Annotated in this window: 19 protein-coding genes and 1 pseudogene; 5 read left to right on the top strand and 15 right to left on the bottom strand. The window is 44.9% G+C overall.

What is annotated here, in order from left to right; all coding sequences use genetic code 11:
* Positions 1 to 92 precede the first annotated feature (92 nt).
* Both JC793_RS12135 and JC793_RS12140 read right to left on the bottom strand, forming a co-directional pair.
* Positions 93 to 1381: pseudogene (locus JC793_RS12135) on the bottom strand (arsenic transporter).
* 108 nt (positions 1382 to 1489) lie between these two features.
* Positions 1490 to 1825 (bottom strand): metalloregulator ArsR/SmtB family transcription factor, encoded by a 336-nt coding sequence (locus tag JC793_RS12140; protein WP_218426289.1) that lies wholly within the window; start codon positions 1823 to 1825, stop codon positions 1490 to 1492.
* A 282-nt stretch (positions 1826 to 2107) separates the two neighbouring features.
* Here JC793_RS12140 and JC793_RS12145 point away from each other — a divergent pair, with 282 nt between their 5' ends.
* A complete protein-coding gene (locus tag JC793_RS12145; protein ID WP_166708140.1) occupies positions 2108 to 2407 on the top strand; it encodes a hypothetical protein in 300 nt (99 codons plus the stop codon).
* A gap of 97 nt (positions 2408 to 2504) precedes the next feature.
* Here the strand turns inward: JC793_RS12145 and JC793_RS12150 are convergent, their stop codons facing one another.
* The 6 genes from JC793_RS12150 to JC793_RS12175 form a co-directional block, all read right to left on the bottom strand.
* Positions 2505 to 2963, bottom strand: a complete 459-nt coding sequence (locus JC793_RS12150; RefSeq protein WP_218426290.1) for an NUDIX hydrolase — start codon at positions 2961 to 2963, stop codon at positions 2505 to 2507.
* A 34-nt stretch (positions 2964 to 2997) separates the two neighbouring features.
* A complete protein-coding gene (locus JC793_RS12155; RefSeq protein ID WP_218426291.1) occupies positions 2998 to 3561 on the bottom strand; it encodes an RBBP9/YdeN family alpha/beta hydrolase in 564 nt (187 codons plus the stop codon).
* A gap of 102 nt (positions 3562 to 3663) precedes the next feature.
* The gene (locus tag JC793_RS12160; RefSeq protein ID WP_218426292.1) at positions 3664 to 4377 is read right to left on the bottom strand and encodes a substrate-binding domain-containing protein; all 714 of its coding nucleotides are present in this window, start codon (positions 4375 to 4377) and stop codon (positions 3664 to 3666) included.
* On the bottom strand, positions 4377 to 5423 hold the full coding sequence (locus JC793_RS12165) for an ABC transporter substrate-binding protein (RefSeq protein WP_218426293.1): 1047 nt from the start codon (positions 5421 to 5423) through the stop codon (positions 4377 to 4379). Before JC793_RS12165 ends, JC793_RS12160 begins: the two co-directional genes overlap by 1 nt.
* A 497-nt stretch (positions 5424 to 5920) precedes the next feature.
* Positions 5921 to 6193 (bottom strand): helix-turn-helix domain-containing protein, encoded by a 273-nt coding sequence (locus JC793_RS12170; protein ID WP_247716637.1) that lies wholly within the window; start codon positions 6191 to 6193, stop codon positions 5921 to 5923.
* A 417-nt stretch (positions 6194 to 6610) separates the two neighbouring features.
* A complete protein-coding gene (locus tag JC793_RS12175; RefSeq protein WP_218426294.1) occupies positions 6611 to 7459 on the bottom strand; it encodes an SDR family oxidoreductase in 849 nt (282 codons plus the stop codon).
* 89 nt (positions 7460 to 7548) lie between these two features.
* Here JC793_RS12175 and JC793_RS12180 point away from each other — a divergent pair, with 89 nt between their 5' ends.
* A complete protein-coding gene (locus JC793_RS12180) occupies positions 7549 to 7929 on the top strand; it encodes a winged helix-turn-helix transcriptional regulator (protein WP_218426295.1) in 381 nt (126 codons plus the stop codon).
* Between the two features lie 245 nt (positions 7930 to 8174).
* Positions 8175 to 8381 (top strand): thiamine biosynthesis protein ApbE, encoded by a 207-nt coding sequence (locus tag JC793_RS12185; RefSeq protein ID WP_166708145.1) that lies wholly within the window; start codon positions 8175 to 8177, stop codon positions 8379 to 8381.
* 392 nt (positions 8382 to 8773) lie between these two features.
* Here JC793_RS12185 and JC793_RS12190 read toward each other — a convergent pair whose 3' ends face one another.
* Together JC793_RS12190 and JC793_RS12195 are read right to left on the bottom strand one after the other, a co-directional pair.
* Positions 8774 to 9232, bottom strand: coding sequence for an Hsp20 family protein (locus JC793_RS12190; RefSeq protein WP_218426296.1), 459 nt, complete (start codon positions 9230 to 9232; stop codon positions 8774 to 8776).
* Between the two features lie 213 nt (positions 9233 to 9445).
* Positions 9446 to 9802 carry an MmcQ/YjbR family DNA-binding protein gene (locus tag JC793_RS12195; protein ID WP_218426297.1) on the bottom strand — a complete coding sequence of 119 codons (357 nt, stop codon included), beginning with the start codon at positions 9800 to 9802 and terminating at the stop codon, positions 9446 to 9448.
* A gap of 235 nt (positions 9803 to 10037) precedes the next feature.
* On the opposite strand from JC793_RS12195, the gene JC793_RS12200 reads away from it, so the two are divergent.
* Positions 10038 to 11114, top strand: a complete 1077-nt coding sequence (locus JC793_RS12200; protein ID WP_218426298.1) for a hypothetical protein — start codon at positions 10038 to 10040, stop codon at positions 11112 to 11114.
* Between the two features lie 225 nt (positions 11115 to 11339).
* Positions 11340 to 11741 (top strand): hypothetical protein, encoded by a 402-nt coding sequence (locus tag JC793_RS12205; RefSeq protein WP_218426299.1) that lies wholly within the window; start codon positions 11340 to 11342, stop codon positions 11739 to 11741.
* A 105-nt stretch (positions 11742 to 11846) separates the two neighbouring features.
* On the opposite strand, the gene JC793_RS19625 is transcribed toward JC793_RS12205, so the two are convergent.
* The 5 genes from JC793_RS19625 to JC793_RS12230 are packed head-to-tail and all read right to left on the bottom strand — an operon-like array spanning position 11847 to position 18436.
* The gene (locus JC793_RS19625) at positions 11847 to 13562 is read right to left on the bottom strand and encodes a phage tail fiber protein (RefSeq protein WP_247717243.1); all 1716 of its coding nucleotides are present in this window, start codon (positions 13560 to 13562) and stop codon (positions 11847 to 11849) included.
* A gap of 55 nt (positions 13563 to 13617) precedes the next feature.
* Entirely contained in the window at positions 13618 to 14286 is a 669-nt protein-coding gene (locus JC793_RS12215; RefSeq protein WP_218426300.1) for a hypothetical protein, read from the bottom strand.
* A gap of 2 nt (positions 14287 to 14288) precedes the next feature.
* The gene (locus JC793_RS12220) at positions 14289 to 14612 is read right to left on the bottom strand and encodes a hypothetical protein (protein ID WP_218426301.1); all 324 of its coding nucleotides are present in this window, start codon (positions 14610 to 14612) and stop codon (positions 14289 to 14291) included.
* A gap of 17 nt (positions 14613 to 14629) precedes the next feature.
* The gene (locus tag JC793_RS12225) at positions 14630 to 17800 is read right to left on the bottom strand and encodes a TipJ family phage tail tip protein (protein WP_218426302.1); all 3171 of its coding nucleotides are present in this window, start codon (positions 17798 to 17800) and stop codon (positions 14630 to 14632) included.
* A gap of 33 nt (positions 17801 to 17833) precedes the next feature.
* Positions 17834 to 18436 (bottom strand): tail assembly protein, encoded by a 603-nt coding sequence (locus tag JC793_RS12230; protein WP_049245947.1) that lies wholly within the window; start codon positions 18434 to 18436, stop codon positions 17834 to 17836.
* Between the last annotated feature and the right edge of the window lie 21 nt (positions 18437 to 18457).

An 18457-nucleotide genomic window follows, 5' to 3' on the forward strand; every position in this document is an offset into this window, starting at 1 on the left:
AAATCAATTTTCCCGTCATTTTTTGCATTAATAAAAGAAACAACTATATTTAGTTTCTATCGCAGTTGATTGTCTTATGAAAATAATTTGCATTAATTCAGTAAAGACAACCTGATGACCAGAGCCACTAAGGTCACCGTTAAAACAGGAATGGTCATAATAACGCCTGTTTTAAAGTAATACCCCCATGTAACCGCCATATTTTTCTGAGACAGAACATGCAGCCACAATAATGTTGCCAGGCTCCCGATCGGGGTAATTTTAGGTCCCAAATCTGCACCGATAACATTCGCGTATATCATCGCTTCCTGAACAAGACCTGTCACATTACTGCCTTCAACCGATAATGCACCGACAAGAACGGTTGGCATATTGTTCATCACAGAAGATAAAAAAGCGATGATATAACCCGTTCCGAGTGTTGCAGCCCATATACCCTTGTCTGCAAGATAATTAAATATTTCTGACAGGTAATCTGTGAGCCCCGCATTTTTCAGGCCATATACAACAAGGTACATACCCAGTGAGAAAATAACTATTTGCCACGGAGCACCGCGCAATACTTTCCGGGTATTAATCATTTTTCCCTGTGATGCCACCAACCATAAAACGAATGCACCAATCGCCGCAATAACACTAACCGGAATACCAAGCGGTTCGAGAACAAAAAAACCGATAAGCAGTAAAACCAGAACAAACCATCCCGCTTTAAATGTTTTCAGATCTTTGATCGCCGATGCGGGGGTATTCAGTTTTGACGTATCGTAGTGTTTTGGAATATCCCGGCGAAAGAACCAGTGCAGCATAACAAGTGTTGCAATAATAGCGGCAATATCCACCGGCACCATGACCGACGCATATTCCGTAAATCCGATCTTAAAGAAATCAGCGGAGACAATATTCACCAGATTTGACACTATCAGCGGTAAACTTGCAGTATCGGCAATAAATCCCGCAGCCATCACAAAGGCCAGCGTTGTGCCCTTACTGAACCCCAGAGCCAGTAACATAGCAATAACGACAGGCGTTAATATCAGAGCCGCCCCGTCATTAGCAAATAAGGCCGCAACACATGCACCGAGCAGGATAATATAACTGAATAATAATTTACCTTTTCCCCGCCCCACTTTGCCACATGAAGCGCCGCCCATTCAAAAAATCCGCTTTCATCCAGAATAAGACTGATAATAATAACAGCAACAAATGTGCCCGTTGCATTCCAGACGATATTCCAGACAGCCGGGATATCCTGAACGGTTATCACCCCGGATAATAATGCAGCCAATGCACCGGCAGCCGCACTCCAGCCTATGCTCAGTCCTTTGGGCTGCCAGATAACAAATGCAATGGTCAGAATAAATATTAATGCCGCAATAAACATAAAAACCTCTTTCAGGGAACTATCCGTACCGTAAACACCAAATACAGGAAAAACATTTTTCACCGCAACAAACACATATGAAAAAACACATATGTTAATTTAAAAAAATCAGCCGGAACAATATCCGGATGACGTTTTATCGGTTATTACTTTCAAAAGGTGTGACACCCTGTTTTTTTCTGTACTGAACGCAACATCGATAATATTTCTGACCCAGGGCAACAAAGCGGGTGATAACCGGTAATGAACCCATTTCCCGTGCCTGGAATCGAGCAATAATCCTGATTCCCTGAGCATAGCAAGATGTCGTGAAGTTTTCGGCTGGGACAGGTTTAACGCGGTGTAAATATCACAAACACACAGTTCACCTGATGCTTTGAGCAGCAATATGATATCCAGCCTTGTCCGGTCACTTAATATCTTAAACAGTTGTAACGATTCCATATCCACTCCTGCATAATTACTGCGGACTAATATACTCCCGAATAAACACATACGTCAAAACATATATAACAGAAAACCATCCATAGCATGGATCTGTGCGGGCTTATATTATTACCTCATTACCAGCCACTCTGCCTGACTGCACTCAGCCACCGGAATAGTGACAGAACTGTCGTATATACGCTAAGATCATGTTATCCCTAATCAGGAGCGTTGTTTTGTGATGGCGACAGATAGCCTTAACATCAGAACTTACCAATTCATATTACGTCAGGAAATATAATGAGCACCTCAGTGAACGAAAAGCAGGTAAATGCATCCGTAATATACAAACTGATCCTGATAGGGCTAAGCATTCCGATGATATTTATTTCACTGCTTTCAGGCATTATGGGGGCGTTTGGCTACGGTACTGTTCTGGTAAATGGTGAGTTAATCACAGGTATCGCGGCTCTGCCGGCTTCCCTGCTTATCGGGGTGGCTTTTATTGGTGTATTTACTGCTGTTTTCGGAACAATGATTTTCATCGGATTATGGTGTTACAGCAAATTCCGCCCTTTAAAAATAAAAGTCATTGACTGACGTTAAAATCAATAAATATCCCCCGGCATAGCCGGGGTTTTTCTGTGTACAAGAAGGAAATCCGCCATCTGTTGGCGGATTTCTTTTATCATTATTTTTATTTCTCACCAGAGGTGTATTCGCTTAAAATCCGCACAATAATTTCAACGGGAAAAATCTGTTGCTCTGTTTCCGCAAGCTCACTTAACGCCCACCACTTGTGGTCATTTATTACCTCTTTTTCCTGCGTAGTCCAGTCAGAAAAATTCAGTTCTTCATCACTGACATTGACCAGATAAAATCGCTCCTCTGCCATCACTGTTTCGCCATTTGGCAAAAGCATCGGAAATGTGTTTTCCGCTGCCACAGCACCAAATTTATCGCGGATAATTCCGGTTTCTTCCCTGAGCTCCCTGCATGCAGCCTGTTCATAGGTTTCACCCGGTTCAAGCCCTCCGCCCGGTGTCGCCCAGTATGATTCACCTGACAGAGCACCGCTGTTAAACCGAAAATGAAATAATAATATTTCATTTTGTTTGTTTAAGATGAAGAATCTTGCTGAAGGCCTTATTTTCATTATTTGTACCAAACCACACTGTATTCTTCCCGGATCAAAAAACAGTCCTGAATATATTAAGCAGCGCCGGAAACTCCGTATACCCTTCCCTGTCCAGAAAATGTCCGGCGTTGTTTTCAATAATAACCTGAGTCTGCAACGACTCCGCCAGCATTACAGATGCCTGCGGGCTGACCACCCAATCGTCAGACGATATGACTGATATTCGTTTACCGGAAATATCAGTCAGTTTAGTATAATTCAGAGGATACTGAACATGAGCATCCAGCTCAGGTAGTGTCTCCTGACTGCAATCAAAACCGGAGACTAAAATATAGCCACCCGGTTTTGTCCCTTCAGGAATATGTTCAGCGATATATCGCAATACAGTAATACAACCAAGACTGTGCCCGACAAAAATCGTATTTTCATCCGCTGTTATATTGTTGCTGATAAGGCATTGCTGCCATTTTTGCGGATCAGGAGAATGCGGTTCCGGCATCGCAGGAACGGCAACTGTGGCACCAAGCAATTCCAGCTCTTTTTTTAACCACGGAAACCAGTTATCTGCCGGTGATGCAGTATAACCGTGAACAATAATAACGTTTTTTCCTTTCACTCTCAGCCCCGGTCTTCAGGTTGAATTCTTAACATATTGGTTTTATCCGGCTGTTTTACTATAACATTTTCTGTCATATTTTTAGCCGCTTTTTTAGTTTCTTCAGCTAAGAGACATAAAACCATTTTCAATAAAAATCTGTTGTGATTCAGTCTGTAACAGATAATCAGCAAAGGTCTGTGCTACCGGTGATATTAAGGCCATACAATATATTGCTTTGATATTATGCGCCTCCGGGATAGCTATTGTCGCCAGCCCGGGAAGTTCTGACGCTTTTTTCTGATAGTGCCGGTAACCAATAAATATATCTGCCTGATGAGAATGAATCAGCCACTGAGAGGCCATTTGTCCCGCAGGGATCACCGGAGAATTTTTTCCGCCCGCCAGATGTCGTGTACGATTACGGATATTCTTCGCCAGTTCCGGATCGGTTTTACTGAGTTCAGAATAAAGCTGCACCACATAATCGCCGCAGGGGTCATCAACCGGCGTGGAAGTACCGATAATTAAATCCGGTGCACGAAGTAATTGCTGCCAGTCAGGATACTGTCCGGCTAATTCAGTGGTGGTAGTAATTCCTAAGTAATTGACAATAAAAGGCTCAACCCTGAATGCTACCTTATTCCGGAGTAATGCTTCCGGATGTGTCCGATCCGCAGACAAAAACAGATCGCACTTTACCCCGGATTCAATTTTTTTCCGCAATAAACCGGCCGGACCAAAATCACAGGTTACCGGTGGTATTTTATTACCGGAATAACGGGCCAAAATAGCAGTCAGTACTCCCCGCAGACTGCCGGCCGCCATAATATGCATTAATGACTACCCTGATAGTGAGTACGATAGAATTTCTGATACCAGTTATTCACCTTCGCATCCACATCAATATCGGCAAATTTCTGCGGATACAATTTAGCAGCCATCCATAATTCACCGATTGCCATCGCTTCCGGCATCGGATATCCCCAGGCTTTGGCATATTCCGGCATTAAATAAACACGTTTATTTTTCACTGCATCAATAACCAACCAGCGGGGATCATTATTAATTTCGTCAACAACACCAGGGTAGCGATCCTGAACAAAAATAACTTCGGGGTTCCAGCTGATAACCTGCTCGAGAGAAACCTGTTTATACCCTTTAATGGTCGCGGCGGCGACATTCATTGCGCCGGCATGCTGCATCATTAAACCGGTATATTTTCCTGAGCCGTAAGTGGTTAAATCAGGATTAGCCATATAAGCACGAACACGCTGATTTTCAGGAATATCTTTCAGACGTTGGATTACTATATTTCTACTGTCAAAGGTTTGTTTAATCAGCTCTTTTGCATTGTCCGGCTTATTAACAATATCACCAATCAGGGTAATTCCTTCCTTCAACCCGTCATTGCAGGCTTGCTCTTCATTATCAAGCTCAGGATTCACATTATTTTTGGCGTGGCTGCTGTTGTCTTTCTGCAGTGAAATGGCGACAACCGGAATACCTACCTGCGTGATTTTATCGATCATTTCCTGTGGCGCATAATTAGTGACAAAAACCACCTGCGGTTTCAGCTGCACCAGACTTTCCAGATTGACACTTTTCAGATCACCAACATTGGGCACTTTCACTAATTCAGGTACCAGCCGTTCATAATTTTGACCAAGCTGCTCACGCCAGTTTCCCATCACGCCCACAATTTTGTCCGTCGCATCCAGCTGAACCAGTAAATTCAGTGTCTGATGCTGAAGAACAGCCACCCGCTCAACATGATCATCAATAATAACCTTGCACCCCAGCTGATCTGTAAACTCTCTCGCCGCCTGGCCCGAAAATGAAAAAACGACAGCAATAAAACCAATCAGATACTTTTTCATCATTATTACCCACCGGAATCGATATATATCTGGTTATATATCGGATGGTTTTATGGGTCAACTGTTTCCGGGGGGGTATTGGCATGCAAAGATACTATCTTCTGTGCCGTACTCACTACGTTCAGTGATAATCTTTGTGCAGCCACATTTGCGGCAGGCGCAGGGGATACGACAGCACAGATTTTCCCGATAAAAACCCGCCGAAGCGGGTTATAATGAATACTGATAGTTATCATCAAGCTTAATAAGGTTATAACCACCACAGAAAGATCCGGAGAAAGATATCTGCAACGCTCCTGTATCGGCAGAGTTAACAAAACAGACCTTTCCGGTACTCTCTTTCTATTTGTTGTTATTCGTATCCCGACCCCGGCTGATAACTGTCACAGCACCATCATCACGAAGAGAATAGTCAGAGATAACTTTGCTTATATTTTAATAAGAATGATACTCATTATTTTTTAGTAATAAATAACATTGTGACTATACCTTCTGTATTATCAGATTGCCAAAGGCTCCATATAGACAAAGGAGCTTTTTATTGATTCAGTATAATCATTCTCAGTTTCAGGAAACAGATATTCATAGGATACGTGAAATATATTTATTATCTTAAATACAACACTGACATCTATTTTATTAACACCCCGTTCATACCTTGACAACTGTTGTTGTGATACTCCCAACATTTTGGCTAACATCTTAGTAGTCAAGCCGTTACGGTGTCTTAAGTCGCGGATGTTCTGCCCTACAATAAAATTAATATCTTTCATTATGAACCTCCTAATAAACATATATTAAGGGTAAAGCATAATATGCTGACTGACAAACAAAACCATCGACAAAAAATCAACAAATCAGAATAATAATTTGCCAATGAAAGATATTTATTGCAAAAAATCTATGATTATAACTTAATGACCAATAAAAAGATGAATCCGCCACATTAGACTTAATTACAAATCTGATGCCAGGTAATTATACTTGTTTATATTTCGTTTAACTTTCGGCAGGTATATTCGGTTGCAGAAGTCATAAGTATCCCTTCCATTATTAATTTGCCCGGCAATAGCCGGGCTATTTTTTCTTTTCAGTTGTATCTGCTTTAATAATAGCCATCGGTTATCGTGTTTATTTACCACCAGCAAATACCGTACTCTGCGCCTGCAGAAACTCTGCCGGAAGAGAAGTTACAGAATACTTTTGATGCTCTCAGCAAGTGTTATTGTTGGCCGCCCGATCAGTTTGCTCAGAGTATGACTATCATCGAATAATCCTCCTCCGGACGCACCAACATCAGAGTCAGCAAGCATTTCAGACAGCTCATCAGGTAGGCCTGCATTTTTCAGTGCAGCAACAAAATCAGCCTGACTTAAGTTCTGATACACAACATTCTTTCCGCTCTGTTCAGTCAGTTCTTTCGCCAGGTCGCTTAATGTCCATGCCTCATCTCCGGCAAGCTCATACACCTTACCCGCATGCCCGTCTTCACTGATAACACGGGCTGCAGCTGCCGCATAATCAGCTCTGGCAGCGGAAGCGATTTTTCCGTCTCCGGCCGCACCAATAAAGACACCATGCTCAAGCGCAGCAGGCACACTGGCCAGATAGTTTTCCGTATACCAGCCATTGCGCAAAAGGGTATACAGGATACCGGAATCAGCCAGCATTTTTTCTGTTTCCACATGCTCAGTATGCAAACCCAGCGGAGAGGTATCGGCATGTAACAAACTGGTATAGGCAATAAATTTCACATTGGCTGATTTTGCAGCATTAATCACATTACGATGCTGCGTGACACGCTGCCCGATTTCGCTGGAGGAAATCAGAAGCAGTTTCTCAATCCCCTGTAACGCCCTGATTAATGATGCTTCATCATTGTAATCAGCCTGACGTACAGAAATGCCTTTCCGGCTCAGGGATGCACCTTTTGCCGGATTACGGACAATCGCCACAATCTGGCCTGCCGGGACTGTTTGCAGAAGATTTTCAATAACATGCTGGCCCAGGAGGCCTGTCGCACCGGTAATCGCAATCATAAGATAGCTCCTTAATGTATCACTTGTGTTTCGTTAACATAACACCTAGACTTACTTAAAGTAAGTACATACAAAAAGGTAAGTGTAACGTGGCAGTTTCAACATTATCCCAACAGTTACGCGACGGTAATTTATTTGCCGCGCAGTGCCCTTCCCGGGAAATTCTTAAACATGTAACAAGCCGCTGGGGGATACTGATTTTAATTTCCCTTCGTGACGGGACACACCGTTTCAGCGACTTACGACGCAAAATTGGCGGAATAAGTGAGAAAATGTTAGCTCAGTCGTTACAGGCGCTGGAACAGGATGGCTTTATTAATCGCATGTCATATCCGGTATTACCGCCCCACGTCGAATATACACTGACCGGTTCCGGTGAACAGATAAGTGAAAAAGTCGCTATGCTGGCAGACTGGATAGAAATAAATCTTCCGGACATACTGGCGCAAAAGGAAAGCAAAACAGTATAGTGATTTACGCTGCTGATGCTCCGGTCGTCAGGCATTATTCCGGCTGCTTTGCATCCGCTGAATGTCTTTCAGTACTCGCTTTTCTGTTAATTATCCGCCGCCGGATAATTAACAGGAAAATACCGTAACCGGGTGATATGTTTTAAAGGCGTTAAAATGAGTCAGAATGTATAAAATATTTTTTATTTCATGCTGTTACTCTGATAGCATTAAGCACTGACACTTTGCAATACAGGACTGTTTATATGCACAAAACCAAGGCATTATTATTTGTCGTCTCCTTTTTCCTGGTAGCGGGCTGTTCACCAAAAACCAGGCACCAGCCGGAACAAAATGTATGCGTTATTAAAATGGATACACCGGAAGGGAACCAGCCCGGGAAAATAGATCAGGTCGATGGAATCAGCCCTGAGTGCAGAGCTGTCGAAAAATCAATAAGCAAAGCTATTTGACTTGTTTACCCTGCATATAAAAACAAAATTATCACATCACTAAAAACAGATAATCTGATAATAAAAAAGCCTCACCGAAGTGAGGCTTCTGGCCGTTGACAAACCCGCAGGGGTTGGCGACGACCAACAGAGGTTGTAAAAATAAACCAGGAAAATCAATTTATTGATTTTCGGCTGATAACACAAAGCAGGAAAAACCACGTTTTATCCTGCTTTGTCAGCAATCTCAAAGCCTCACCGAAGTGAGGCTTGCACTGTTGTTATATATACCTTTAATCCACATAAATACTATTAACAACAGCGCACTATATATATCGTATCAATATTGTCATTTTCAAGCCCTGCGGAACCCGCCGGTCTGACAGTTTCCACAGGGTAAACAGAATCAAAAATTAAGCCTTGGTATCTTTATTTTCAATAGCGATTAACTGTGGTTTTTCTTCTTCCGGAATTTCATACTCTATATCCAATGTCAATAATCCGCAGGATAACTCTGCATTTTGGATTTTAACATTCTTACCAAGGTTAAATTCTAATGAAAACTGGCTTTTTACTATCCCCTGATGTACCCATTTCTCTGATTCATTAACCACTTCAGCAGGCTGTTTGCCCTGAATACTGAGCTTGCCTCCTTTCAGTGATACCTCAAGCTCATCTTCCCTGTAGCCGGGAACACTAACCGTCAGCTGATATCGCGCATCATTTAATTGCTTCAGATTGTACGGATGTTCTGAGGTTATTGGTCTGTTGCCCGTAAGCTGGCTGAATAAACGATCCATCTGATCAAAACGCGTTGACAGCAAGCTGTCAGATAATGCCGGAAATAATGAAAAAGAACTAATGTTCTGCATAATTCCTCCTTCAGTATTTCAATTTACTATTGATTATATACCACTGCTTTTCTTATCCGGTAATTACTCTTATCCGGGTACGTTATCTATATAAGGATAGTGTCTGAATTTTCAATATATAGTTTACGCTTCTTTACAGAATGAGATGTATAACAAAAAAATCCCGTAAATACGGGATGTTAGCTTATAAATAATGTGATACACATATAACGCTTATTGCGTCAGTCTGTAACTATCATCAATCAGTGATTTCAGTTCCCCGCTGTTAAACTTGTCATCCAGTATTATTGTAACCCAATGTTCTTTGTTCATATGATACGCAGGATAGACGCCCTCCTTTAAGCGGAGAGAACCCACCAGTTCGGGCGCGACCTTAACATTAATAATATCCGCCATAGTCTTTGCATCTCCGGCACCTATTTTATCAGCAGATACTGACATAATAAGAGCAAACCACCTGGCATTCCCCCGGTGCCTGAATACGGCATAATCCGGATATTTAATCCACGGATAATCAGGGGGTGTGCCGTAGTTATGCTGAATATAATCAATCAGATCGTTCTTTTTCATACCAGTACCTTAAGCAAACCATCAATCGCTATAGTTAACGCCTGATATGACATCCGGGCAAGTTGTTAATAAGGAAATTGATGAACATCACGTATAAAAAACCCGTGATTGCGGGTTTTAAGACCATACCAGATGACAACTAGCGCTTAAATCTTGGTAGTTTTGGCTGAACTTGGCAAACCAATCACCAAAGTGTACAGTTTGTCTTATAAAAAACTAAATGGTGTTTCTTCCTATGCCTCTAGATAATTTTTACAAAATAACGCAAGCCATCATCAACAAATATCGCCAAGAAGTTTTAGAGATATTGAAAACAGGTGATTTAACTCCCTACACTTACTGTAAAGCACAACACAAAGATTACGGAACTTACGATGCCAACTATGATGCTAGGCATCATATTGCACGTGGTTTACAGTTTACGCCTGAATTAGATGGCCAAGAAGGTGTAGAAGAACTCATTCGCAATTTACTGAAAGAAGAAATTAAAGACCGCAAGACAAATAGTTTTCAAGGTATAGGCAGTACCGTAGAGATTTTAGTCCAGTTGTTGCAAGCCTACGGCCATGATGCTGATCAGTTGTTATTTGAGCAGGTCAAAGAAGCCAATTTTGACTGTCATTGTGGATTTGAAGCAGGACGACCAAAACGCGAACGTGACGTTTACAAGCTGAGAGACATTCAGGAGTGTATTGAGATTTTGAATCAGCTTAAAGAACACGAGGCCATGTCTGAGCTCATTGACATTTGGAAAGAGCAGCAGACGCAATGGAACGCTCAAAACCTATCCACATGGCGCTATATGGAAAGAGATAGAGGTAATACACAAGGAGAAATACAAGCCTTACAAATGTTGACAGATTTAACCATTCAAAACGGTTCACTACGGGACAAATGTAGTAAGCTAGACGCCTTGCTAGAAAAGCGCCTTGAAGCCGGCTGCACAGATCAGGCTGAAAAATCAATGCAACAAATTATTCCTCTGTTTGAGAGCAGCGTCTATGAAGACCAGCAATGGCTTCAAGTCAATTTAAGTAAATTTATTTTGATGAACGCCACAAAGCTTGTTATTCAACAGCATGAAAAAGCATTGAAATTGAATGACAATATCCAAATAGAACATCTTGATTTCAAAAACAAACAGCTTTGGAAATGGATTAATCCCTACCTTAAAAAGGTGATTAAAAGCGACTGCCCTTGGAATCTATATCGTATCGGAGCACAAGCCGCTCAAATCATGGGAGATATCAAACTTTCAGAACAACTCATATATATTCTGCAACAAAAGGAAGGCAGCTTTAATCAAGATTGATGATTAATTTCTTCATATTGTTTTTATACTTGAATAAGTTAAGTTAAGTTCGCGTTTGGTTCAGTGCGTAGATCATTACTGAGGGTGGAAGGCCTCTTTTTCTCGTTCGTCATGGCCTTCTCCCAGTTGATTAATATAGACTGATGCTAGTAATGTCTGCTCCTGGCACATAGCAGACGGACACGTGACATTGAAGGTCCGCTGCGGGCGAGGAGCGGCTGTCTCTTGTGGGATGAAATTACAGCAGCAAACTATAATAAACACTGCTATCAAAGCAGTAGCGATTCTGCTATAAAATGCGCAGAAAAATTTTACGAAAACTATGCAGTGATGACTGCCATTCCACGTAATAGAAAATCCGTTATGTCAATTTCCATTAAAGCAACGAGCAACACCAGCACAGGTATCAGGGGAGTTCAGCGGTATGGAGAAATGTATCGCTGGCGTGTTGATGCTGTCAGATTCAGAAGCTTAACAGGACAAGATCCAACACCAGCATTCATTGCGCATCTTAATGAGCGAGAATCCGGATGTGTAGACTCTGCTAGTTTTCATACGATTGAGGATGCTGGGAATGACCTTTGCCGATTCTTAAAAGCTATGACTGGAGTTTCCTTTGAATACTAATGACCTGACTCGAAATTACTTATTACTTTTTTCATAACGCCTGATCCTGGCACAGAACGGTCTGTCCGGATTGCCACGCCGGACATCCACCAGCGCGGCTTTGTTTTATTCCTCTGAGTCTCCGGCCTGCTCTGCTGCTCCCTGTACTTCACGTTCTGCCTGCTCACGCTCCATCTGTTCAGCCAGTTCACACTGCTTCACATTCCACACTGAGCCCTGCGGCATTTCAACACGAACATCGAGGCGGGTTGATTCCGGCAGATCACACGGTTCGCCGTCCTGATAGAAAACTCGCTCACCTTCCGGGGTGATCTCTTTCAGCCGCCAGTTCTGGAAACGCTCCGGTAAGTGCGCATGCTGCCGGTGACAGGTTTCGATGATGATACTGCCGTCTTCCAGTACGCGGTCATCTACATAAACCAGTTCAAGGCCGTTATTGTCTTTCGGTACCGAGATACCACCGTTTACGCCCCATGCACCATCTGAGTTATAACCGAGAATGCCGGTAATGTGATATTGGCCGGTGCCGGTACGGCGGACTTCTGCACCAGCGGATTCATCGTTGGTGTCGTAATTACCATCCGGAAATATTTGGATGATAGGGGATGACCTTTTAAGATAGCCACTGCCATCAAATGCAGTATTGCCACCAATGACAGCCATTTTTCCAGACCCGACATCCTGTAATTGAATATTGCTCCATGACCCATTGCTATATGCTGCTATCAGGCATTGTCCGTTAGACCCACCCTCCGGGCTATTATACGCCCATAAACCTACCTTTCGCTTATTATCCGGAGAACTTGCTTCAAAGTTGGTATTTGTGCCTGTTTGACTAATAGATTTAACTGAACCATAAAACTGAGCATCTCTGGTAATTGAAAACTCTACGGAGTATCCACCAACAATGTAATTATATAATCCCAAACGCCCATCATCACGCGCAATAAAACCAGCTCCCATACCCGGTGAGGTGAATCTATTCGATGAATCGCTATTTACAGATGCAAATTTATTAACCCATTGTCTTGATGCAACAGTTCCTCCATTTCCCTCTCTTGCAAATGTCCAGGAATTAACATTTTTACCTGCTGAATCCTGCTCTACTAACGTGATAGAGGAACTACCATCAATTCCCTCTTTATATGGACTCGTCTGTAATAAAACACCTGTATTATCCAATCTCCACATTTTGAAGGATGTGTAATGCCCTAATGATTTTAAGTCCAGTTTCCCCATTACAGTTACTGCATCATTTTTATCTATCTGTAAAACATTATAATTTTTTCCATCTTGCTTCGCATACAGATTATCATTATGCGCACCCCACCACATTGTATTATCGGGATTCATTATCCCGGATGCTTTTGCCGTTTTGTCACCCACACCAAACAATACAGTTTTGACCCATTCCTGTGAAGCCAGCCCTGTTACATCCTCCAGCGTCACCTTCTGACCGTTCGGCAGTTCAATTTCCACCTGGCCGGTGTCTGTCATCCACTGCTGCATTGCCTGGAGAAAGTAAACGATATAGCCCTGATTGGCTGACATGGTGCGGGCCGCATCTGAAATGGTATCCGGTACCGTGGTGGCGATGGAGTATTTCGCGCTGCTGAGCGTCACCGGGGCATTGAATGACAACACCAGTTCGGTATCGCTGTTTACCGCGCGAATCATCATGCTGACCGACGCTGTGCCGTTCTCGATGCTGATGAGCTGGCCGGGAGCCACACCGTGAATATTCTTTTTCCACTGTGTACCGGTGCCGGTCACAATCGGTGAACCGGTGTTAATGGTTATGGTGCCGTCTGTATAAATCATGGGGTATCCTTAAATTCAGGCATAAAAAAACCGCCGGAGCGGTTATTTTGGTTATTCATTTCCATCGCGGATATGCATCAGGGGCATAAGCAACAATGCAACCTATATCATTCGCATACGCGCCCCCTCCGCCAAGACCGACCAGATTTGATGCTCTCGTTACATAACCGTCACGGGTTACCCCGTAGCCAAATACGAAGCCGCCGAAACTGATTTCAAATGATGTTGAGATATAACTGAGCACCATACAGCCCGTATGCCCACTGCGGTAATCTAGTGGTTTCTGTGGGTCCAGTATCGTTCCGGCATACGTCAGATCTGATATGATTGTTTTTATCCGGAGCGGAAATTTTCCTGATGAGTAAAATAGTTTATTTTCTTCATTAAAAATATTCACTTTAGTTTTCGTATCTATATCTGAGGCTACTATTGGTCTGTATATATAGATATTCACTGATTCGGCTGACAGAAACCTCAACTTTTTAATATCCCATCCGTGACGAACCATATTAGAACCAATACCCGTAGTTCGCGCATCCCGATGAAAAATAATATACCTGTCCCACATTTCTGGGTATATAACGTTGTACTCAGCACGTAAAAAATCATACAGGCCAGGCTCTTTAATGCCCTCCTTACTCATATCCAGTATTTTTTCAAGTACGTAGGTGACTGATGATAATATTCCGACCTCGGCGCCATTCACGGATATAACAGGCCTCACGGTCACCTCCCCATCAGTTTAAATACGTGAATTATCGGCACCGTGGCACTTGCCATACCGCTGTCATGCTCATATGCCCACGTTACCGTGTTACCGTTTACTTTTACATTTGTTACCGTAGGGTAATTTCCATTCATTTCTGAACGATGAGTCACTATAGGAACGGCTATTATCCTTTCACCACCTTTCAGGTAACGACTGTCAAACGACATACTTGTTTTTGAAAAATCAACCTTTTCCGAGTGAATAACAAATACAAGAGAATCTATAATATTATCTATCTCACCGGTATCGTAATATACATTAAAAACGGGTTTCTTCGCCATATATTAATTCCGGTTTGCTATTTCAGTGCTATTTCTATTTTTAGATTTCCGTGTTCGTCCCGTAAATAAAGACCTGAACCATCAAAAGTTAACCCACCGCTTCTATCATTTGAGTTCATTTCAAATTTGTTTGTTTTTGCATCCAGAATAAAACCCTGTTTACCCGGCACATAGTTCTCCGACTGCATTTTGTCAGTAACGACAACTTCATTAAGCCAGGCCTTATTGATAAATGCTTCACGCATAAAGATCTGCCCGCCCTCCATGTACATAAACAGATCCATGGATTTGCTGGACGGGTTATAAAACGCGAATTTCTGTGCGTTAAAACCGATAAGCGTGTTCACCTCTCCGCCTTTCAACTCTGCTCCGATGACCATACCGGCGGAATAGTCCTCACCGTTGTAATGAATGCGGACTTTCATATCGTGAACCACTGATGCTTCACCGGCGGCCATGTCCCACTGCGCGCGGATAGAGTTCTGTGCGATGGCAAAGCTGTCGTCTGCGGTCACCTTAACTGCATCCAGTTTCTCTGCAAGTGCGGTGGTTTCAGTGACGGTGTAGTTGCGGACTTCGATAATTTCGGCTTTCATCGAACCGGTTTCGCGCTGCCAGTAGCCCCACTGTCCGTATGCGTTGTTGGCGTTATTGATGATGGCCTCGAAGTTATCATCCGCCTGCGACTGCAGGTCTTTGATGATTTGGGAATCACCCAGTCCGGCAGCCACTTCATCAATAATGGTCGATGCGTCGAACTCGGCCACACCGCGCACAAACTCAGTCCAGGGGGACTGATTGCCGGTTTTATCTACCAGGCGGGCACGGAAATAAAACGCGGTACCGGCGGCCAGACCGGCAAGCTCATGAGAGCGGGACGGGTACGGCACATCGGCCAGCAGTAACAGATTCTGACCATCGTTGGTTTTGCTGTACTGAATTTCAGTTTTCAGGGTGTCCTCCGTGAATTTCCCGAACTCCCAGTTCAGTTTGATCCCGAATACCAGTGTGGATGCCCGGAAGTTCAGCGGCATCGGCGGATCACCCACTTTCCCGGTCAGCCGGGTCTCCTCTGAATATCCCCAGCCGCTGGAAATTTCCGCCGCGTTAATCGCCCTGACCCGTACCAGGTAGCGGCCTGAATACACCCCGGCCACGTCAAACGAGGTGGTGGCATTGCGCGGCACATTGATCCAGTTGCCGTCATCACGCCGCCACTGCGCCTCGTAGGCAATCGCGTTCTCTGCCGGTGACCAGGTAACCTGCATGGTTTCGACGCTGATCCCCTGGTTAACGACAGAGTAAGAGCTGATGGTGATATCTTTCGGCGGGAACTGGTTACCTGGCGGAATAACACTGATTGGCCGTTCATCGAGCACCGCGCCGGTGTCTATCCGGTCGTACTTGTCCGGATCATGCATCGCCGCCGATATCGTGAACGTGCCGTCATCATTTTCAGTCACGCTCACCACCCGGTACTGCTGGGCGTACAGCTCGTCTGACTCCGTCACCCAGACACATTCCGGTTCCGGCGTTTCGCTGTATTCCGTGGTAACGGTGAGCACGTTATCCGTGACCATCTGAATGGTGCGGGCCTGTGATTTACCGGACGGCAGGTTCAGCATCAGCCGGTCACCCGGCGCGGCATCCGGTTTGCGGTCGAGTGTGATACTCCGGCCATTCACAGCCCTGACGCGGCCGCCGGTGACTTTCCCGGACAGGTTTTCATCCGCCACCGCAATGATGTAGCCCGGCTGCGGGATATTGCCGTCCAGTCCCACACCGAATGTCACTACGCGGTCTTTGTTGTTGGTGAGGATGCCCCAACGGCCTTTGCGGTTGGCCTCTGACTGGCGGGTACAGCCGATAGCGGTCATTTCCAGCTGATTAAAACCGAACCGGTAAACCAGCTCATTTTCAAACACCGGCTCCATCGCATCGGCATAACCGTTCAGCGGATCTGAGTACGACACCAGTGCAGAGGAATAACGGGCCTTACTGCTGCTGCCGGAATAGGTGAAACGACCGTCGAGCACGTTGGCTTTGGTGTAGCTGTAATCAATATCACGCGGCATATCCGCCAGGGTGATAATCTGGTTGCCGCCCCAGTAGATCATACCCCGGAAAATGGCAGAAAAATCACGCAGCACGGTATAGGCTTCATTGCGATCCTGCACATACACGTCACAGACATAACGCGGTTCGGTACCGCTGCCGCCCTTACCATCCGGCACCAGCTGATCACAATACTGCGCAACCCGGTACAGCTCCCACTTATCGATATTCTGCATTTTGATGCGGTCGCCGAGGCCGAAGCGATCGGAAACCACGATATCGTAAAATATCCAGGCCGGGTTATTAGTCCATGCCCATTTAAACGAACCGTCCCAGGTACCAGAATATGTCCGGTGCCCCGGGTCATAGTTTGACGGTACACGGATAATACGCATTTTCGGCTCACAGGTGACCTGCGGGATAGAGCCGTTAAACTGTTTTGAGTCAAACTCAATATACAACAGCGCGGTATGCGGATACCTCAATTTGGCATCAATCACCTCGGTGTAACTCTGCAGCACCATGGTGTCACCGATTTTGGCACTGTTGGCATCTTCAGTGATTTTCCGCACCCGCAGTGTCCACGATGTGGCCGACTGCGGCAGATCAATACGATGAGTCCGCTCATAACCTGACGTGGTTTTGCCCTTCACCCGTCCGTCCACAACGGTTTTCCAACTACCACCGTCAGTTTGCAGATCAATGGCGTATTTCACCTCGTTACCGACCATATCCCCGTTATCCTCCTGGCGGAACAGGGACGGCCATTTCAGGCGGACGCGGACCGCAGACAACTGCGGGTTAGTAAACGCATGCGCCCACGGTGTGCTGCTCTGCATGGTGGTACCAACCGTGATTTCATTCTCCGCCGCCGGCATCCCCTGAATATAGGTTTGCGCCTGGGTACCGGGGCGGTATTCCCACACCACACCGGGAAAGTTTTCCGACCCGTCAGCGTTCAGCAGCGGCGTACCATCCAGAAAGATATTCTTCCCGGTCAGCTCACCGGCAAATTCACCTTCCCCGAGAGCGATCAGCAATTTAGCTTTGGCAACGGACTGTAAATCATCCGGTTGTTCGACGGGCGTGCGCGGGCTGCCACCGCCACCTTTGCGGCCTGTGATTTGTGTCATTGTGGATTTCCTGCTGAATAACTGAAGGGAAAGTTACTGCTGATCTTCGACGTAAATTCCGGCTGAGATAACCGCGCCGCCTATGCGGCGCTTACCATAACCGATCGGTACCGGATAGCCCTGAGAAACGGTGTTCACCGGCGCACCGAATGCATATGATGGCTTATTTTCGCCCTGGTCTTTCATGGCAAGTCCGCCCGGCTGCGGGGACAACATCTGGATTATACCGCCCAGCATCATGGATACGCCGGTCATGGCCAGCCCGGTATGCATCGCTCCCCATGCCGCCACTGACGCACCGCCTGTCCAGAACGCAGCAGCCACCATCACCGCGCCGAAAATAACCTGCAGCAATCCCCCGCGTTTGCTGCCGATCACAACAGGCACAATCCGGATAACATCATCCGTCACCGGAAAAACGAGGTCATCCACCCCGATATTTTTTTTACCTCGAAATACCGCATACGTTAAGCCGCGGGATTTACTGGTATTCAGATAGCGTTCAAACCCGGGAATTGTGCAGCATAAAGCACGGACCGCTTCGGAGGTTGTGCTGACCAGGCGCTGATGTATTTTGCCAAAGGTTTTACCCAGCACACCGCCGAGTACAATTTTCACCATAATTTCCTGTGACATATTTCACCCGTAAAAAAAGCC

This window comes from Morganella morganii (genome assembly GCF_019242955.1).
In the GTDB taxonomy this organism is placed as follows: Bacteria; Pseudomonadota; Gammaproteobacteria; order Enterobacterales; family Enterobacteriaceae; genus Morganella; species Morganella sibonii.